We start from the raw sequence: 16566 nt of genomic DNA, 5'->3' as shown, positions 1-16566 counted from the left end.
TTTAATCAGCGAGTCAGCTTGGGAAGAAATGACCTGCTTATTCGCACCTTCCCTAGCAGTAACTGGATACTTTATTAAAGACAAAAATCTTAAACAAACATTTAAATCATTATTTACCAAGTATAACACAAGATTACTAACCCCATATGCAATAGCCTTTCTAGCATACACATGCTCATATTTTTATCTATCCATAGGTATCAGTAAAATACATATCAAACATATTGTCGGCGCTATTATTTACCCATTTTATCATTTATGGTATATCCCAGCCATTCTGCTCTTTATTTCGTACACAAAAATAATCAACAAAAACAATAGGTTTATTTTTGGGGCGTTTATTATATCAACAATAGTCTCTATTACGTGGTATGCTTATGGTGAAACTTTAACCTCCTCATATCCCTTAATAAAATATTTGGGTGATAAAAGGTTTTATTATTATTACTCATTCTTTTTGCTTGGGTATATTTTAGGAAATGATACTATAGTAAGTATAAGGGTAGATGTATCTCTGATTTTATGCCTCATAGTACCACTGTTGAAACATTTTATTAATCCCTCCCCACTTCTTGATGCGATGTTTTGGTATTTATTTAATCTATCTCTTATCAATTTAACAGTCACTACGTGCCGAAAATCGTTAATTATTAATGAAAACTTACTAACAAAACTTGGAAAAATATCACTGCCAGTATATCTTTGGCATGTAGCTATCATAAGTATAGTGGCTACGCTCGTTGATACGAATAATTCATTGTATTATATCATAGTAACTCTTCTAGTTATTGCTCTTTCCTTGTTTTTCATCTACGCCCACAATAAAAACAAACTGTTAAATAAATTTTTTTACGGTGAGCCAACTTAGATAAACAAAAAACTCAATTAGAACTAGCATCATAATGAAGGTGGCGAGTGTTAATTAACGCCACCGATAAAATATATAAAGATTTTCCATTAGATTTATAATAGTAAGGGTAATGAGCTTACCCCCTCCTTCTCCATCAGTTTCAGTATCATTGCCGTGTGTGGTGCAGCCTAATGATAAGTGCTGTATCCCATAGTTAGACGTTCTTCCTGAGGTGAAATAACAAAATATTCGTACCATAATCAGAAGCCAATACCGACACAGCTACAGCTGTTTGTACAGGACTTAATACTACCGAAACGTTTAAACACACTAGTTTTAGTTCCATGTACTTTTTGAAATTTCCGGGGTTTCAGCCATCAGCCGGTACTCTTCCGGTGTCAGATTATTCAAGGATTCATGGGGGTACTCGCATTCATATTCAACCAGCCAACGTTCTGTAATTTTCTGAGCTTCATTCAGAGTGCTGAACAGATAAAAAAACCTGTATTTCTGTCCGGTAGGTCAGGTTAAACCGTTCGATAAAGGCATTCTGCTTTAGTTTACCTAGTTTAATAAATTCCAGTATTACAACATACTCTTCAGCCCACTGCACCAGAGCCAGTGAGATTTATTCCAGTCCATTGTCCGCCCGTACCGTCAGTGAATATCCACGGTTTGCCACTATTCTATCCATCACTCTCACAACCCACTGCGCCGGGATATTCAAGTCAATTGCTATTGCGAGGGTTTCGCGGTTAAAGCCATCCACCACATTGAAGATCCGGAAGCGCCTGCCACAAACCTGCGCATCGTGCACAAAATCTATCGACCAGTTCTGGTTAAGAGCTTCAGGCGTCACCAGTGGCGTCGGGTTACGTACAGGAAAACGCAGCCTTTCACTGCAACGAAAATTCAGTTTCAGCAGTCAGTAAACCCGGTGAACGCGTTTATGGTTTCAGGTATTACCCTGCCTGTACAGCAGCTGGAACAGCATCTTAAAACCGTAGCGAGGATAGCTTTCTGCCAGCTCAGTCAACGCATAGATCACCGATTCATCACGCTGGGGACCGGCGGATAAAGATACACCGTCCTGCTCAGCAAAAACGTCCTGCAGGCCTAGCGTCAACACATGGCAAAGTCTCGACGGACTTCATAACGGCAATGATCGGATATTCGGCGAATCGGGCTTTACGCATGGGACTCTCCTCAGTGGACATAATCAGTATGTCGGAAGATCTCTCAGATGCAGTTCTCATGGTGACTCCCACCAATCATTTTCCCGACACCGTGCCGATTCCAGCTATTTTAGCAGCACGGACAGCTCAGCATGGGGTCAATATATGAGATGGCGCGGGTAGGTATATATCAAGCATATGCGGATGTCTGCTCTATGCATATGGCTTACCGCTGGCTAACGCTGCCCGGCCGCCCCCAGAGACTGGGTATGATGATATTGTACGAGCAGTATTTCCCTCGGGTCATGCCTGCGTCCCTGTCAACGAAGGCTGGCAGGCCTCCCCTGACCTGCTCCTTCAGCTTTTCTACACGGACCATGTCGTCTGGGGTGATGGTCAGCAACGCCGGGAATATCCTGCAGCCATTGTTTTGAAAATATGCTGTGTTTTTACTGAATCAATCTACCATTAATTATGGATTATCAATGTATTAAAAACGTGACAAATGGATGTAAAACCGCGGTGCTGGATTAGCTGACGACGCTTAAAAGGTAATATGAGGATATTAATATGGCTGCAACAAACGGTATGATTGATGCTGATGATGCTGTAATTTTACTCATTGATCATCAGAGTGGATTATTCAACACAGTACGTGATGTGCCTGTCCCTGACTTGCGTAATTATGTTACAGCGATTGCCAAGGTCGCCACGCTTTTAAACATTCCAGTGATCACAACGGCCTCTGTTCCTGACGGTCCCAATGGTCCTCTTATCCCGGAGATCCATAAGTATGCACCACACGCCATCTATGTTCCGCGTACCGGGCAGATTAATACGTGGGACAATCCGGCGTTTGTGAAGGAAGTTGAAAAGACAGGCCGAAAAACCCTGATTATTGCCGGCACACTCACCAGCGTTTGCATGGCGTTTCCTGCTGTGAGTGCCGTCCAGGAAGGGTACAACGTTTACTGTGTTGTGGATGCCTCGGGTAACTGGTCAAAAATCGCGACCGATACGACCATTGCGCGCGTGGCACAGGCAGGTGCGATCCCGACAGATACATTTGCCATTGTCGCGGAACTCATGAGAACGTGGAATCGTGCAGAAGGCTCCCGCTTTGCTGAAATCCTGGCAGAGCATGTCTGTCCTGAGTACAAGTGCCTGATTGAAAGTTTTGCAAAAGCACAGGAAATAGCCAGAACCGGCCCTGAAACCAATCTGGAACATTATCAGTAAAGTCCGGAGCTCCCTGAGGAGGGGCCAGAGGCGAAAGCCTGTTTCCTGTCAGCCCTGCGATACTGGCCAAAAGAAACAGCACTGTCCTCTTTTTACCTGATATTAAACGTCCTGTGCCGAACCCTGTTTCAGGGACAGGATGTTTTACTCCCCAACCGGAGCGGATACTTATGTGAGTATTTTTTCTGAATAACAGACATAACGATGCTTCGTGCCCCTTAACCACCATTCAATACAGTCAAATGTTACGACGCCGTTCGAAAGATATGAGCTGGTGACAATATTGTTTTTATAATGTTTTTAATTGCCAGTGGGTTGGTTTATTTTCAAACCCCATGAATAAATCGAATAAATACCCCCTTCAATATTAAGACTGCTTATGATACTTATTAAGCTAAGGTATTTATTTTTTAATTGGCAAACGTACAGGCAGGGAAAGTCAGGCGTTATTTGTTTATTAATTTAACAAATCCCTTTCATGATTAACCGCCTGTTAAAACATCGTCAAAGAACAACGATAATCATTGCAGGCATACACATAAGGTTTACGGTATGCGAAATCAAATCCTTCCCTCCAGCGACGTCATGGCGCATCGACGACTACAGAAAGAAAAAAATTAAATAAAATCGTCGCCCCTCTAACAACGCGGTAAAACATGATGAATAAAGCCACTACTCTCTCAGGCAATATAACAACACGCCCTAACTGGCACTGGCAGGATAACATCTGGACACTGGGCCTCTATGGTACAGCAGTCGGGGCGGGAACGCTGTTCCTGCCCGTGGAAATCGGCATCCGTGGCCCGGTCATTTTTCTTGTCATGCTCCTGCTGGGCCTGCCGTTATCCCTGATACCACATTTGCTCCTGTGCCGTGTGTATATGCGTGAAGAGCAGACTGAAAATGGATCGCTGCCGATCTTCGGTTCCTTCTTCAACGGACGTGACAAAAATCTGATCACGCTGTTCTACTGCGTGACCTTCTTCCCGGTCACACTGGTTTACGGGGTGGCGCTAATTAATGCGCTGAATAATTTCCTGACAGAACATCTGCACATTACCGCCATCAGCCGTGGACCGCTGTCATTTATCGTGGTCGCTGCACTGTATGCGGTACTGAGCAAGGGGCGGGACAGAGTTGTGGCCATCATGAGCGCGCTGGCACTGCCATTCGCGGCATCTGTCCTGCTGATCGCTATATCACTTATTCCGAACTGGCATCTGTCTAACCTGACCGGAGCGGCGGCTGAAATGAAAGCCACGCCGCTTCCGGTGACACTGAAAAATATCTGGCTGACGCTGCCGCTTATCACCTTTTCGTTCTGCTGTGCGCCGATGGTTTCTCCTCTGACCTCTTACTACCGCGAAAGAAAAGCGGAGGGTGAGAACAAGGCGTTGTTCGTGATCCGCATCGCCTATATAGCCATCTTCGTCAGTATCCTCTTCTTCGTCCTGAGCTGTGTACTGAGTATCACGCATGACAACTTTGTGCAGGCGAAGGCGGAAAACCTGAATGTGCTGTCCGTGATGAAGGGAAGCGGTGACTTCAGCCTGATTTACCACATTGCCCCACTCATCGCGATTATCGGTATGACGAAATCCTTCCTGGGCGTGGGTCTGTCGGTCGCACAAACGTTCGGTCAGCTGGCAGCCAGCGTATCCGGGAAAAAGGCCAGCGTCAGCAAACGCATGGCCTCTCTGGCGCTGTTTCTGCTGACCTTTGGCATCGTGTACACGAACCCGGATGTACTAAACCTGATTGAAACCTTCTGCGGGCCGCTGATTGCGGTGATCCTGTTCCTGATCCCCGCATACCTCATATACACCCGTCCGGCGCTGGCGCAGCTTCGTGGCGTGACGGTATTGCTGGTTGTTCTGGGGGGGCTGGCAACGCTGTCTGCGTTGCTCTGGTCCATGTTTTAATCAGCGATAATGGCTTCAGAAATAGCGAGGCTCTGTACAGGTGTAAACAGAGCCGTTTTCATACGGTAGCTCGTCTCGTGCTCCCAGGCGCCCCTGCCGTCGCAGAACCGGGTAACGATGCGGAAAACCGTATCGTGGGTATCGTTCAGCCGCCGCCTGCCGTGCGGCAATAACGGGTTCGTCATGCGGGATAGACTGACGGTAGGGATAAACCATTCTGCCCAGGTTCAAACCCCGGCAGGCCTGGCGGATACGGAGTCCGGTTGACGTTATCAGATGCGTGGCCAACTCACGCTTACGGGCTGGTTTTAACGCTTTTTTCGATAACGTCTTTCAGCGCCCGGTTCCCAAGTCTGAGATCGGCAAACATCTGTTTAAGGCGCCGCTTCTCCTCCTCAAGCTCTTTTATCTGTTTAATTTCAGAACGCCACATTTAGACTTCCCGTTAAACCAGCTGGCTTCAGCGTTATCCCCCTGCCGGCAGACATTTTTAACAGTTCCTCCGGCTTCAACCGGCTTAATTATGACCGCGATCGGATGTTCAATAAAACGAGCGTTATGCATAGCGATCGCCTTCGTTGGCAGAGTGATTAGGCCGGAGGATCGCTAAATGTGAAGGGCACGATGATGCGGGATACTGACAGAACACTCGCCGACCGGGTCTCTTTTCCCCTCCCTGCAGGCACTCAAAAGAGGTCATATTCAAGTAATATTGCATTTTTTGTAAGCAAAAATGGATGAATATAAATTCGCAATTATATTTAAAAAGTATGTAACAAACAGTCACCTGCGTTAAATCGGTAAAACCGAACGAACCATGCAATAAATGAGGATTGCAATGAAATTAACCCCGATAGTGAAAGGGTTAGCGTTAGCGGGCATGTTAAGTAGTCTCGCTTTCGCCGCCTGGGCAGATACGTCAGCCAAAGAGGCAACCGAAGCGACCAAAAAAGCGAACGATGCCCTCTACAACCAACTCCCCTTCTCCGATAACACCGATTTCACCAATGCGCATAAAGGCTTTATTGCCGCCCTGCCGCCAGAGGTCATCAAAGGCGAACAGGGCAATGTCATCTGGGATCCGGGCCAGTACGCCTTCATTAAAGAAGGGGAAAAAGCGCCAGAAACCGTAAACCCGAGCCTGTGGCGACAGTCGCAACTGATCAAAATCAGCGGCCTGTTTGAAGTCACCGACGGGGTCTACCAGATCCGCAACCTCGATCTCTCCAATATGACAATCATTGAGGGCAAAGAGGGGATCACCGTCGTAGACCCGCTGGTCTCAGCTGAAACCGCCAAAGTCGGCATGGATCTCTACTATAAAAACCGGGGTAAAAAACCGGTCGTCGCGGTGATCTACACCCACAGCCACGTTGACCACTACGGCGGCGTGCGCGGCGTGGTGGATGAAGCCGACGTCAAAGCGGGTAAAGTAAAAATCTACGCGCCGTCCGGCTTTATGGAAGCGGCGGTGGCGGAAAATATCATGGCCGGGAACGTCATGAGCCGCCGCGCCAGCTATATGTACGGCAACCTGCTGAAGCCGGACGCTAAAGGCCAGGTGGGCGCGGGCCTGGGGACGACCACCTCGGCAGGCACCGTCACCCTGATTGCGCCAACCAACATCATTGATAAGGATGGCCAGAAAGAGGTGATAGACGGCCTGACCTATGACTTCATGCTGGCGCCAGGCTCCGAAGCGCCGTCAGAAATGCTGTGGTATATCGAAGAGAAGAAATTGATCGAATCCGCAGAGGATGTCACCCACACCCTGCATAACACCTACTCGCTGCGCGGGGCGAAGATCCGTGAGCCGCTGCCGTGGTCGAAATATATCAACCAGGCGATCGTTCGCTGGGGCGATAAGGCTGAGATCATAATGGCCCAGCACCACTGGCCGACCTGGGGCAACGAGAACGTGGTTAACCTGCTGAAGAGTCAGCGTGACCTGTATCGTTACATCAACGACCAGACCCTGCGGATGGCGAACGAAGGCCTGACCCGCGATGAAATCGCCGCTAACTTTAAGCTGCCGGACGGCCTCGCCAATACCTGGGCTAACCGCGGCTACTACGGCTCGGTCAGCCACGATGTGAAGGCCACCTACGTGCTGTATCTCGGCTGGTTCGACGGCAACCCGGCCACCCTTGACGAACTGCCGCCGGAAGAAGCGGCGAAGAAGTTCGTCGAGTACATGGGCGGCGCGGATGCCATCCTGAAGAAAGCGAAAGAGGATTACGACCAGGGTAACTACCGCTGGGTTGCCCAGGTGGTGAGCAAAGTCGTCTTCGCCGACCCTAACAACCAGCAGGCGCGTCATCTGGAAGCCGATGCCCTGGAGCAATTAGGCTATCAGGCGGAGTCCGGCCCGTGGCGTAATTTCTACCTTACCGGCGCCCAGGAACTGCGCAACGGCGTGGTGAAAGGTCCGACCCCGAACACCGCCAGCCCGGACACCGTCCGCGCCATGACCCCGGAAATGTTCTTTGATTATCTGGCGGTCCATATTAATGGCGAAAAAGCGGGCAATGCGAAGTCGGTCTTCAATATCGATCTGGGCAATGACGGCGGTAAATATAAACTGGAACTGGAAAACGGTGTGCTGAACCACACCGCCAATGCGCAAGCCAAAGAGGCGGATGCCACCCTGACGCTGGATCGCGCTACCCTGAATAAAATCATTCTCAAAGAAGAGACCCTGAAGCAGGCGGAAGATAAGGGGGAAGTTAAAATCAGCGGTAACGGGGCTAAACTCGATGAAATGTTAGGCTATATGGACCCGTTTGACTTCTGGTTTAACATCGTGACGCCGTAATGATTCGCTGACGGCTATCCTGGTAACAAGGCGGTGATCCCGCCTTGTTATTATCTCCTGCCCGGTCAGTACTCCGCAGGCAGCGGTCGATCGATAGAGATCAGTTTGCCACGTTTCATCGTGATATATCCCCCCGCCTTTAAGTCCGCCAGCACGCGAAACACATGAGTGCGCGAAAGATTGGTACGCCGGATGATAAATAACGCCAGCCCCTCATTTTCACCCTCATGCGTATGCTGCCGATACTAATAGCGATACAGCATCGGACGAATCGTCTGGTAGCTGGTGACCTGGCGACGTTCATTGTGCAGGTCGATGGTAAAGATACTCATGAACACCAACACCTTCGCCAGCGCCTCAACGCGCTGCGGGTGGGTAGCAATAAAAAGGCGATCAAAAGTGGCGTAGGAAATTTTACGCAGCGTCACGGTTGCGCTTCCGGTATATTCAAATTTCGCCAGCGGGCAATACCGCTCCATCAGGCCAATCGGCATATGCTCAATAGTATTACCGATATTCAACCCATCATCCGGCATTAATATGGATAGCGAACCCTCGGTGCAAAAATAAATATACCCCGGCTGCGGGCACCATTTTTTATTGGCGGCGAGAATAACCTCTTCACCTTCCACGAGGATATCGGCAAAAAAGTCGGCTATGGCTAACCTCTTATAATAACTATGTATTTCCTGGAAATTCATTCTCTGCCCTCGCCTGCGCCGTTAGCGACAGTATAGCAGCCCTCGCCTGCTAAAGACGAGGGGATCCTTTAGCGGCGCCGCGCCAGTCCCATATGGGACTATTCAGCGGAATATTAGTCTTTAGAATAAACGACAAGCCATTCACTTTTTAAGCGGGAGATATTTTTTATTTCCGCATAATAAATTACCTGAGAGGTAGTGATGAAATTAAATCAGATAGCCAAAAATCTGGCGCTGGCCGGAATGTTATCGTCTTTGTCGGTAACCGCCTTCGCCGCCGCGCAACAACAGGATGCCACACCGGCCACGCGGGAGGCGAACCAGGCGCTATACCGTAAACTGCCGTTTGCGGATAAAACCGACTTTAACAACGCCCATCAGGGATTTATCGCGCCCCTGCCGCCGGCGATGCTCAAAGGTGACCAGGGAAATATTATCTGGGATCCGGCCAAATATAATTTCGTCAAAGAGGGCGAAAAGGCGCCGGACACCGTCAATCCCAGCCTGTGGCGACAGTCGCAGCTGCTTAATATCGGCGGTCTGTTCAAAGTCACCGACGGCGTTTACCAGATCCGTAATCTCGATCTTTCCAATATGACCATTATTGAAGGCAAAACCGGGATCACCATCATCGACCCGCTGCTAAGCGCCGAACCGGCTAAAGAGGCTCTGGCGCTCTATTTTGCCCACCGGCCGAAAAAACCGGTGGTGGCGGTGCTGTTTACCCACAGCCATGTGGACCACTACGGCGGTATCCGCGGGGTGGTGGATGAAGCCGATGTCAAAGCCGGAAAAGTGAAGATTTACGCCCCGGACGGCTTTATGAAAGAAGCGGTTTCCGAAAATATCATGGCCGGTACCGCGATGAGCCGCCGCGCCAGCTATATGTATGGCAACCTGCTGAAGCCGGACGCCAAAGGTCAGGTTGGCGCCGGTCTCGGCACCACCACCTCGGCGGGTACCGTCACGCTGATCCCGCCGACCAACTACATTACCCATACCGGTCAGCAGGAAGTGATCGACGGCCTGACCTATGACTTTATGATGGCGCCGGGCTCGGAAGCGCCGTCTGAGATGCTGTGGTATGTCAAAGAGAAGAAAATGATCGAGGCGGCAGAGGATGTCACCCATACCCTGCACAACACCTACTCGCTGCGCGGCGCCAAAATCCGCGATCCGCTGGCGTGGTCGAAATACATCAATGCCGCCATCGACCGCTGGGGCAACGATGCGGAAGTGATTATCGCGCAGCACCACTGGCCGACCTGGGGCAACGATAATATCGTTAAGCTGATGAAAGGTCAGCGCGATATGTATCGCTATATCAACGACCAGACTCTGCGGATGGCGAATTTGGGCATGACCCGCGATGAGATCGCCGCCAACTTCAAGCTGCCGGAGTCCCTTGAGAAACAGTGGTCCAGCCGCGGCTACTACGGTTCCGTCAGCCACGATGTGAAAGCGACCTACGTCTTCTACCTCGGCTGGTTCGACGGCAACCCGGCCACCCTCGACGAGCTGCCGCCAGAGCAGGCGGCGAAGAAGTTCGTGGAATATATGGGCGGCGCCGATGCCATCATGCAGAAAGCCAAAGCCGACTACCAGCAGGGGAACTACCGCTGGGTGGCGCAGGTGACCAGCAAAATCGTCTTCGCCGATCCGAACAATCAGCAGGCGCGTCATCTGGAAGCCGACGCCCTGGAGCAGCTCGGGTATCAGGCGGAAGCCGGGACCTGGCGCAACTTCTACCTCACCGGCGCTCAGGAGCTGCGTAACGGCGTGCAGAAACTGCCGACCCCGAACACCGCCAGTCCGGATACCGTGCGGGCGATGACGCCGGAAATGTTCTTCGATTACCTCGGGGTGCATATCAACGGCGAAAAAGCCGGGGCGGCTAAAGCGGTCTTTAACATCGACCTCGGTAAAGACGGCGGCAAGTACAAACTGGAGCTGGAAAACGGCGTGCTTAACCATACCGCCAATGCGGTAGCCGACAACGCAGACGCCAGCATCTCGCTCAGCCGTGACACCCTGAATAAGATCATCCTGAAACAGGAGACGCTGAAGCAAGCTCAGGCCAACGGCGAGGTTAACATTAGCGGCAATGGCGCTAAGCTCGACGAAATGCTGAGCTATATGGACACCTTTGCCTTCTGGTTCAACATCGTCACCCCGTAAGCGCAACGCGCCCCACGCTCCCCCGCCGCCTGCCAGGCCGCGGGGGAACTTTATCTTCAGGCAAACGCGCCGAGGGTTTGCCATCCCCCCGCCCGCGGCTCAAAATACGCTGAGGACAACTTTTTTGCGCGGAGGTATTTATGGCGCTTTATCACCATGCGCTGGTACTGATTAACAGCAGTCAGGACGGCGTCCCGCTGCTCGAGCATGCCGCCAGAATGGCGGAAGAGAACAGCATGCGCATCACTATCGCCCACATCAGCACCGACTACCGGGCGCTGAACTATGTTTCCGACAGCCTGCGCGACGATCAGGTCTCCCAGGAGGTGATCCAGGCCAAAGCCCTGCTCAACGAGCTGGCCTGCACCGTCTCCCTGCCGGTGGATACCCTCTCGCTGGTGACCACCCGCCGCTTTGAAGATGTCGAAACCTGCGTTCGACAGCGGCAGATCGATTTAATTATTGCCGGACACCATAACCGGCTGCTGGGCGTCCTCTCCTCACACTCGCTGGAGTACATCAACCACTTGACCATAGACGTGCTGATCAAGCACCTGCCCTAGCGCAAGGCGGCCTGCAGCAGGGAAAAACAGTCTTCGATAAGCGGCGGCAGCGCCTGCGGCCCGCGCATCAGGGCCACCGTGCGGGTCAACGCCGGCTGCTGCAGCTGGGCGACCTTGAGCGCCGGGTCCTGCAGATGGGTGGTGTACAGCTCCGGCAGTATCGCCACCGCTAAGCGCGAGCGCACCAGGCCATACAGGGTTTCGATATAGTCCACCTGGTAGCGGGTGGTCAGCGTCAGGCGATGGCTCTCCACTAATGCCGCTACCAGCCGCTGAATATTGCCCTTCGAGAAGACGGCAATGTCCCGCCCCACCAGCTGTTTCCACGGCAGATGCGCCTGCGCGGCCAGCGGATCGTCGCGGTGCAGCACCGCCACGAAGGGATCGTCGCGCAGCGGATAGACCAGCAGTTCTGCGGGCAGTGAGCTGTCGATCGCCCCGATGCCGAAATCAATCTCGCCGCGCAACAGCGCCTGGATGAGCGCATCGTTAGTCTGATCGTGAAATTCAATACGCAGGCGGGGAAAGGCCTGGGCCAGGGTCTGCGGCAGCAGCGGAAACAGCAGCGAACTGACCGACGGCACCAGGCCGATGCGCACCGTCCCGTCGCCGCCCGCCTCGACGATCTGCTGCATATCGAAAAAGGCCGCCTGCGCCACGCTGAGGATCCGCTGGGCGTGGGGTAAAATCGCCGCCCCCAGTTCAGTCAGGGTGACCGCCGAAGCGGTGCGGTTGACCAGCTTGCCGCCGAGCACCGTTTCAATCTGCCGCAGAGCGCTGCTCAGCGCCGGCTGGCTAATCGCCAGCCGACTGGCGGTATCGGTAAAATGGCGCAGCTGGGCCAGGGTGACGAAATACTGAAGCTGTTTAAGAGAGAGCGCGGGCAGCCGCTGCCAGGGTTCGTTCATCATCGGGTTCGCTACGGTGGTCCTGCACAATAACCCGAGCTTATCGGGTGATAAATTTATTCATCTGGGCAAACGTTTGCTGTGCCCCTAGAGTATCCGCATTATCCTTGTGCCGGAGTGGTTATGTCCAGCAATGCTCAAGTCCGCCGTCGCGCCGTGCAGGCCGCGCGCGGCGAATCCCCGTTTGATCTGCTGCTGGTCGATGCGCAGATCGTCGATATGGCCACGGGCGAAATCCGCCCGGCTGACGTCGGTATCGTCGGCGAGATGATCGCCAGCGTCCACCCGCGCGGCAGCCGCGTCGACGCCCATGAAGTGCATTCCCTGTCCGGCGGCTACCTGTCGCCCGGCCTGATGGACACCCACGTGCACCTCGAAAGCTCCCACCTGCCGCCCGAGCGCTACGCCGAAATCGTCCTCACCCAGGGCACCACCGCCGTGTTCTGGGATCCGCATGAGCTGGCTAATGTGCTCGGCGTCAAGGGCGTGCGTTACGCGGTAGACGCCAGCCGCCACCTGCCGCTGCAGGTGATGGTCGCCGCGCCGTCGAGCGTGCCCTCCACCCCCGGCCTCGAAATGTCCGGCGCCGATTTCGCCGGCGCGGAAATGGAGACCATGCTCGGCTGGCCGGAAGTGCGCGGCGTGGCGGAAGTGATGGATATGCACGGCGTGCTGCACGGTAGCGAGCGGATGCAGGAGATTGTCCAGGCCGGTCTCAACAGCGGAAAACTGATTGAAGGCCACGCCCGCGGGCTGAGCGGCGCCGACCTGCAGGCCTACCTCGCCGCCGGCGTCACCTCCGATCACGAACTGACCTCGGCGGACGACGCGCTGGAAAAACTGCGCGCCGGGCTGACGATCGAGATCCGCGGCTCGCACCCCTACCTGCTGCCGGATATCGTGGCGGCGTTGAAAACGCTGCCGCACCTCTCTTCGCAGATCACCGTCTGCACCGACGACGTGCCGCCGGATATGCTGCTGGAGAAAGGCGGGATCATCGCCCTGCTCAACCTGCTGATCGAGCATGGATTACCGGCGGTCGATGCGCTGCGTTTCGCCACCCTCAACGCCGCTATTCGCCTGCAGCGCCACGATCTCGGGCTGATTGCCGCCGGGCGACGCGCCGACCTGGTGGTGTTTGATTCCCTGGAGAAACTGGCGGCCCGCGAAGTCTACGTTGGCGGGGAACGGCTGGCCCATGCCGGCCGCCTGCTGAAGCCGATCGCCCCGGCGCCGGGCGTGACGCCGCCGCGCGATACCTTGCAGATAGCCCCCCTCGCCGCCGATGACTTTATCCTGCGCATCAAGGGCATTCGCCACGGCGTCGCCCGCCTGCGCCATATCCGCGGCGCGCGCTTCACCCAGTGGGGTGAGGTCGAAGTGCAGATCCGCGACGGCCAGGTCCAGCTGCCCGCCGGCTTCAGCCTGATCTGGGTCAAGCACCGCCACGGCCGCCATCAGGCGACGCCGCAAATCGCCCTGCTTGAAGGCTGGGGCGAGCTGCGCGGCGCCATCGCCACCAGCTATTCCCACGATTCACACAATCTGGTGGTGCTCGGGCGCAATGCTGAGGATATGGCGCAGGCGGCCAACCAGCTTATCGCCTCCGGCGGCGGGATGGCGCTGGCGCAACGGGGCGAGATCCTAGCCCATGTGGCGATGCCGATTGCCGGCATGCTGTCGGATCTCCCGGCCGCCGAGCTGGCGCGTCAGTTCCGCGAGCTGCGCGATCTGAGCAGCAAAGTCGCCGACTGGGAGCCGCCGTACCGGGTCTTTAAGGCCATTGAAGGCACCTGTCTTGCCTGTAACGCCGGGCCGCATTTAACCGATTTGGGTCTGACCGACGGCGGCAGCCGCCAGATAGTCGACCCGTTGATAGCCTGCCGGGAAACCCCGGCGCCAACGCCTCACAACAATAATCCTCAGGGAGCCTGAGCATGGCCGATAACACACTTCACTCTTCCGCCCGCGATAACTGGCTGGAGCGCCGCTTTGCGCTGCGCTCGCGCGGCGGCACGCTGCGCAGCGAATGCCTGGCCGGGATCACCGGTTTTCTCGCTGCCGCCTATTTACTGGTGGTCATCCCGGGACTGCTGGCGATCGGCGGAATGGACAAAGGCGCCGCCACCACCGGCACCATTCTGGTCTTCGTCGTCGGCTCGCTGCTGATGGCGTTTTACGCCAACCTGCCGTTTATCGTCGGCCCGGGCATTGGCGGCTCAGTGCTGGTGGGGGTCACGCTGGCCGGTAGCGAGGGGATTGGCTGGCAGACAGGCCTCGGGATCGCCTGCTGGTCGGGGGTTCTCTTCTTCCTGCTGACCCGCTTTGGCCTGCGCGAAGTGGTCACCCGCTCGGTGCCGCAGTCGATCAAGCTGGGGCTGACGGCCTCCATCGGCCTGTTCGTCGCCGTCCTCGGCTTTCGCAACGCCGGGCTGGTGCTCGCCAATGCCAAAACCAACGCCCTGATGCTCGGCGACTTCCTCGCCCCCGGCGCGCTGGTGGCGCTGTGCGGCCTGTTCCTGGCGATAGCCCTGCAGGCGCGTAAGGTGCCGGGCGCCATTTTGTGGGCCATTCTGTGCGCTACCCTGGTGGGGATCCCGTTCGGCGTCACGAAACTGCCGACGCATTTTATCGATGTCCCCCACTCGCTGGCCCCGGTGCTGGGAGAGGTTGACCTGCTGGGGGCGTTAAACATCGCCTTCCTGCCGTTCCTGTTCGTCTTTTTCGCTTCTGAGTTTTTCTCCACCATGGGGACGACGCTGGCGGTGGGCGGCGAGGCGGGTCTGCTGGATGAAGAAGGCAACATGCCGCAGATTAATCGCCCGTTTATGGTCGATTCGATTGCCGCGGCGCTCGGCCCGTGGGTAGGTATTCCGGCGGCGACGGCGCTGATTGAGTCCTCGGCGGCGGCGGAAGCCGGCGGCAAAACCGGCCTCACCGCGCTGTCAGCGGCGGTGATGTTCCTGCTGATGCTGCTGTTCACGCCGGTGGCGCTGATGATCCCGAAGGAGGCCACCGCCCCGGCGCTGATCCTGATCGGCCTGAACATGTTCAGCGGCCTGCGCAAAGTGGATCTCGGCAACTTCACCGACGGCCTGCCGGTGCTGATGATGGTGATGATCACCCTCATCGCCAACAGCTTCGGCACCGGCATCGCCGGCGGGCTGCTGTTTTACATTGTGATCAAGGCCATCGCCGGCAAGTGGCGGGAAATCCCGATTGGCCTGTGGGTGCTGGCCGTCCCGCTGGTCTACTACTTCGCGACCTTAGTTAGACATTAAGCCCTTCACAATGTGATTTCACCTCTTCATATAACAAACGCACCGCGGCAGAGAGCTGTTTGCGGTGCGGACAAATCAGGTTCAACGGCACCACATCCCCCTGGTAACGCGGTAGCAGGCGCCGCAGGCGGCCCGCCCGCAGATCGTCGCTGACGTCGAGCATCGATTTATAGGCAATGCCCTCCCCGGCCACCGCCAGCCGGCGGATCACCTCCGCGTCGTCGCTCATCACCGTGCCGGAGACCTTCTGCTGCAGGACTTCGCCGTCGAGGCTCAGCGACCAGCGGTCGAACGGGCGGCCGCGCAATATGTAGATCAACGCATTGTGCTGGCCGAGCTCCTCAAGGGTCTGCGGCTCGCCGTGGCGGGCGATCCACTCAGGAGAGGCCACCAGCACCCGACGATTTTCCGGCGCCACCGGCAGCGAAATAAACGAGGCGTCATCGTTATTGCCATAGCGAAACGCGACGTCCACCGGATCTTTAAACACGTCGGTCAGCTGGTCGGAAAAGAGCAGCCGCAGGCGCAGCGCCGGGTGGCGTTGCCGAAAGTCGCGGAACAGGGTCAGGAGCAGGTTACGCCCGAGATCCGATGGCACGGCGATCTGCAGCATGCCGCGAATTTCATCGTCCGGGGTCTGGATCTTCTGCAGGCCGGCCTCGAGGGTATCGAGCATCTGGGTGGCATACGGCAGCCAGGTCTCCCCCTCCGGCGTCAGGCGCAGGCTGCGGGTCGAGCGGGCGAACAGGCGAATATTGAGGATTGTCTCCAGACGCTTAATCGCCGCGCTCACCTGCGCCGGTTGCTGCCCCGCCTCGCGCGCGGCGTCGCTAAAACTGCCCAGTGCCGCGGCGCGGACAAATAAGGTCAGATCTTCCAGCCTGAACATGCCGATTCTCCCCTGCTTCAGATTGCTCCCAAAATAGGCATCACC

At 55.0% G+C, this 16566-nt stretch carries 10 protein-coding genes and 3 pseudogenes; 8 read left to right on the top strand and 5 right to left on the bottom strand.

Annotation, left to right across the window (positions count from 1 at the left end; all coding sequences use genetic code 11):
* Nucleotides 1–868 (top strand): acyltransferase family protein (locus ABLV54_RS22930; protein ID WP_348814231.1); only part of this gene is annotated, 868 nt, incomplete at its 5' end.
* Between the two features lie 318 nt (nucleotides 869–1186).
* Here ABLV54_RS22930 and ABLV54_RS22925 read toward each other — a convergent pair.
* Nucleotides 1187–1972, bottom strand: a pseudogene (locus tag ABLV54_RS22925) (integrase core domain-containing protein); the annotation flags it as partial.
* Nucleotides 1973–2595: 623 nt separating this feature from the next.
* Here ABLV54_RS22925 and ABLV54_RS22920 point away from each other — a divergent pair.
* Nucleotides 2596–3264, top strand: a complete 669-nt coding sequence (locus ABLV54_RS22920; RefSeq protein WP_248861096.1) for an isochorismatase family protein — start codon at nucleotides 2596–2598, stop codon at nucleotides 3262–3264.
* Between the two features lie 659 nt (nucleotides 3265–3923).
* Entirely contained in the window at nucleotides 3924–5186 is a 1263-nt protein-coding gene (locus tag ABLV54_RS22915) for an amino acid permease (RefSeq protein WP_248861020.1), read from the top strand.
* 8 nt (nucleotides 5187–5194) lie between these two features.
* Here ABLV54_RS22915 and ABLV54_RS22910 read toward each other — a convergent pair.
* Nucleotides 5195–5750: pseudogene (locus ABLV54_RS22910) on the bottom strand (transposase); the annotation flags it as partial.
* Between the two features lie 274 nt (nucleotides 5751–6024).
* On the opposite strand from ABLV54_RS22910, the gene ABLV54_RS22905 reads away from it, so the two are divergent.
* Nucleotides 6025–8001 (top strand): alkyl sulfatase dimerization domain-containing protein, encoded by a 1977-nt coding sequence (locus ABLV54_RS22905; RefSeq protein ID WP_248861019.1) that lies wholly within the window; start codon nucleotides 6025–6027, stop codon nucleotides 7999–8001.
* Nucleotides 8002–8066: 65 nt separating this feature from the next.
* Here ABLV54_RS22905 and ABLV54_RS22900 read toward each other — a convergent pair.
* Nucleotides 8067–8702: pseudogene (locus tag ABLV54_RS22900) on the bottom strand (helix-turn-helix domain-containing protein).
* Between the two features lie 201 nt (nucleotides 8703–8903).
* On the opposite strand from ABLV54_RS22900, the gene ABLV54_RS22895 reads away from it, so the two are divergent.
* Complete coding sequence (locus ABLV54_RS22895) at nucleotides 8904–10880, top strand: alkyl sulfatase dimerization domain-containing protein (protein ID WP_023290411.1); 1977 nt, start codon at nucleotides 8904–8906, stop codon at nucleotides 10878–10880.
* Nucleotides 10881–11020: 140 nt separating this feature from the next.
* Nucleotides 11021–11443 carry a universal stress protein gene (locus ABLV54_RS22890; RefSeq protein WP_248861016.1) on the top strand — a complete coding sequence of 141 codons (423 nt, stop codon included), beginning with the start codon at nucleotides 11021–11023 and terminating at the stop codon, nucleotides 11441–11443.
* Here ABLV54_RS22890 and ABLV54_RS22885 read toward each other — a convergent pair.
* On the bottom strand, nucleotides 11440–12354 hold the full coding sequence (locus ABLV54_RS22885) for a LysR family transcriptional regulator (RefSeq protein WP_044524193.1): 915 nt from the start codon (nucleotides 12352–12354) through the stop codon (nucleotides 11440–11442). The genes ABLV54_RS22890 and ABLV54_RS22885 overlap by 4 nt on opposite strands.
* Before the next feature lie 120 nt (nucleotides 12355–12474).
* On the opposite strand from ABLV54_RS22885, the gene ABLV54_RS22880 reads away from it, so the two are divergent.
* Together ABLV54_RS22880 and ABLV54_RS22875 are read left to right on the top strand one after the other, a co-directional pair.
* Complete coding sequence (locus ABLV54_RS22880; protein WP_248861015.1) at nucleotides 12475–14286, top strand: adenine deaminase C-terminal domain-containing protein; 1812 nt, start codon at nucleotides 12475–12477, stop codon at nucleotides 14284–14286.
* A gap of 2 nt (nucleotides 14287–14288) precedes the next feature.
* On the top strand, nucleotides 14289–15632 hold the full coding sequence (locus ABLV54_RS22875) for an NCS2 family permease (protein WP_023290415.1): 1344 nt from the start codon (nucleotides 14289–14291) through the stop codon (nucleotides 15630–15632).
* Here the strand turns inward: ABLV54_RS22875 and ABLV54_RS22870 are convergent.
* Nucleotides 15622–16521: a LysR family transcriptional regulator gene (locus tag ABLV54_RS22870; RefSeq protein ID WP_032453496.1), complete on the bottom strand. Its 900-nt coding sequence runs from the start codon at nucleotides 16519–16521 to the stop codon at nucleotides 15622–15624. The two genes, ABLV54_RS22875 and ABLV54_RS22870, sit on opposite strands and share 11 nt — an antisense overlap.
* Nucleotides 16522–16566: the final 45 nt, after the last annotated feature.

Source organism: Klebsiella sp. JB_Kp042, assembly GCF_040065275.1.
Lineage (GTDB): Bacteria > Pseudomonadota > Gammaproteobacteria > Enterobacterales > Enterobacteriaceae > Klebsiella > Klebsiella quasipneumoniae.
Note: the sequence above shows the minus strand (reverse complement) of the source record. Positions and strands in the feature narration are given on the sequence as shown.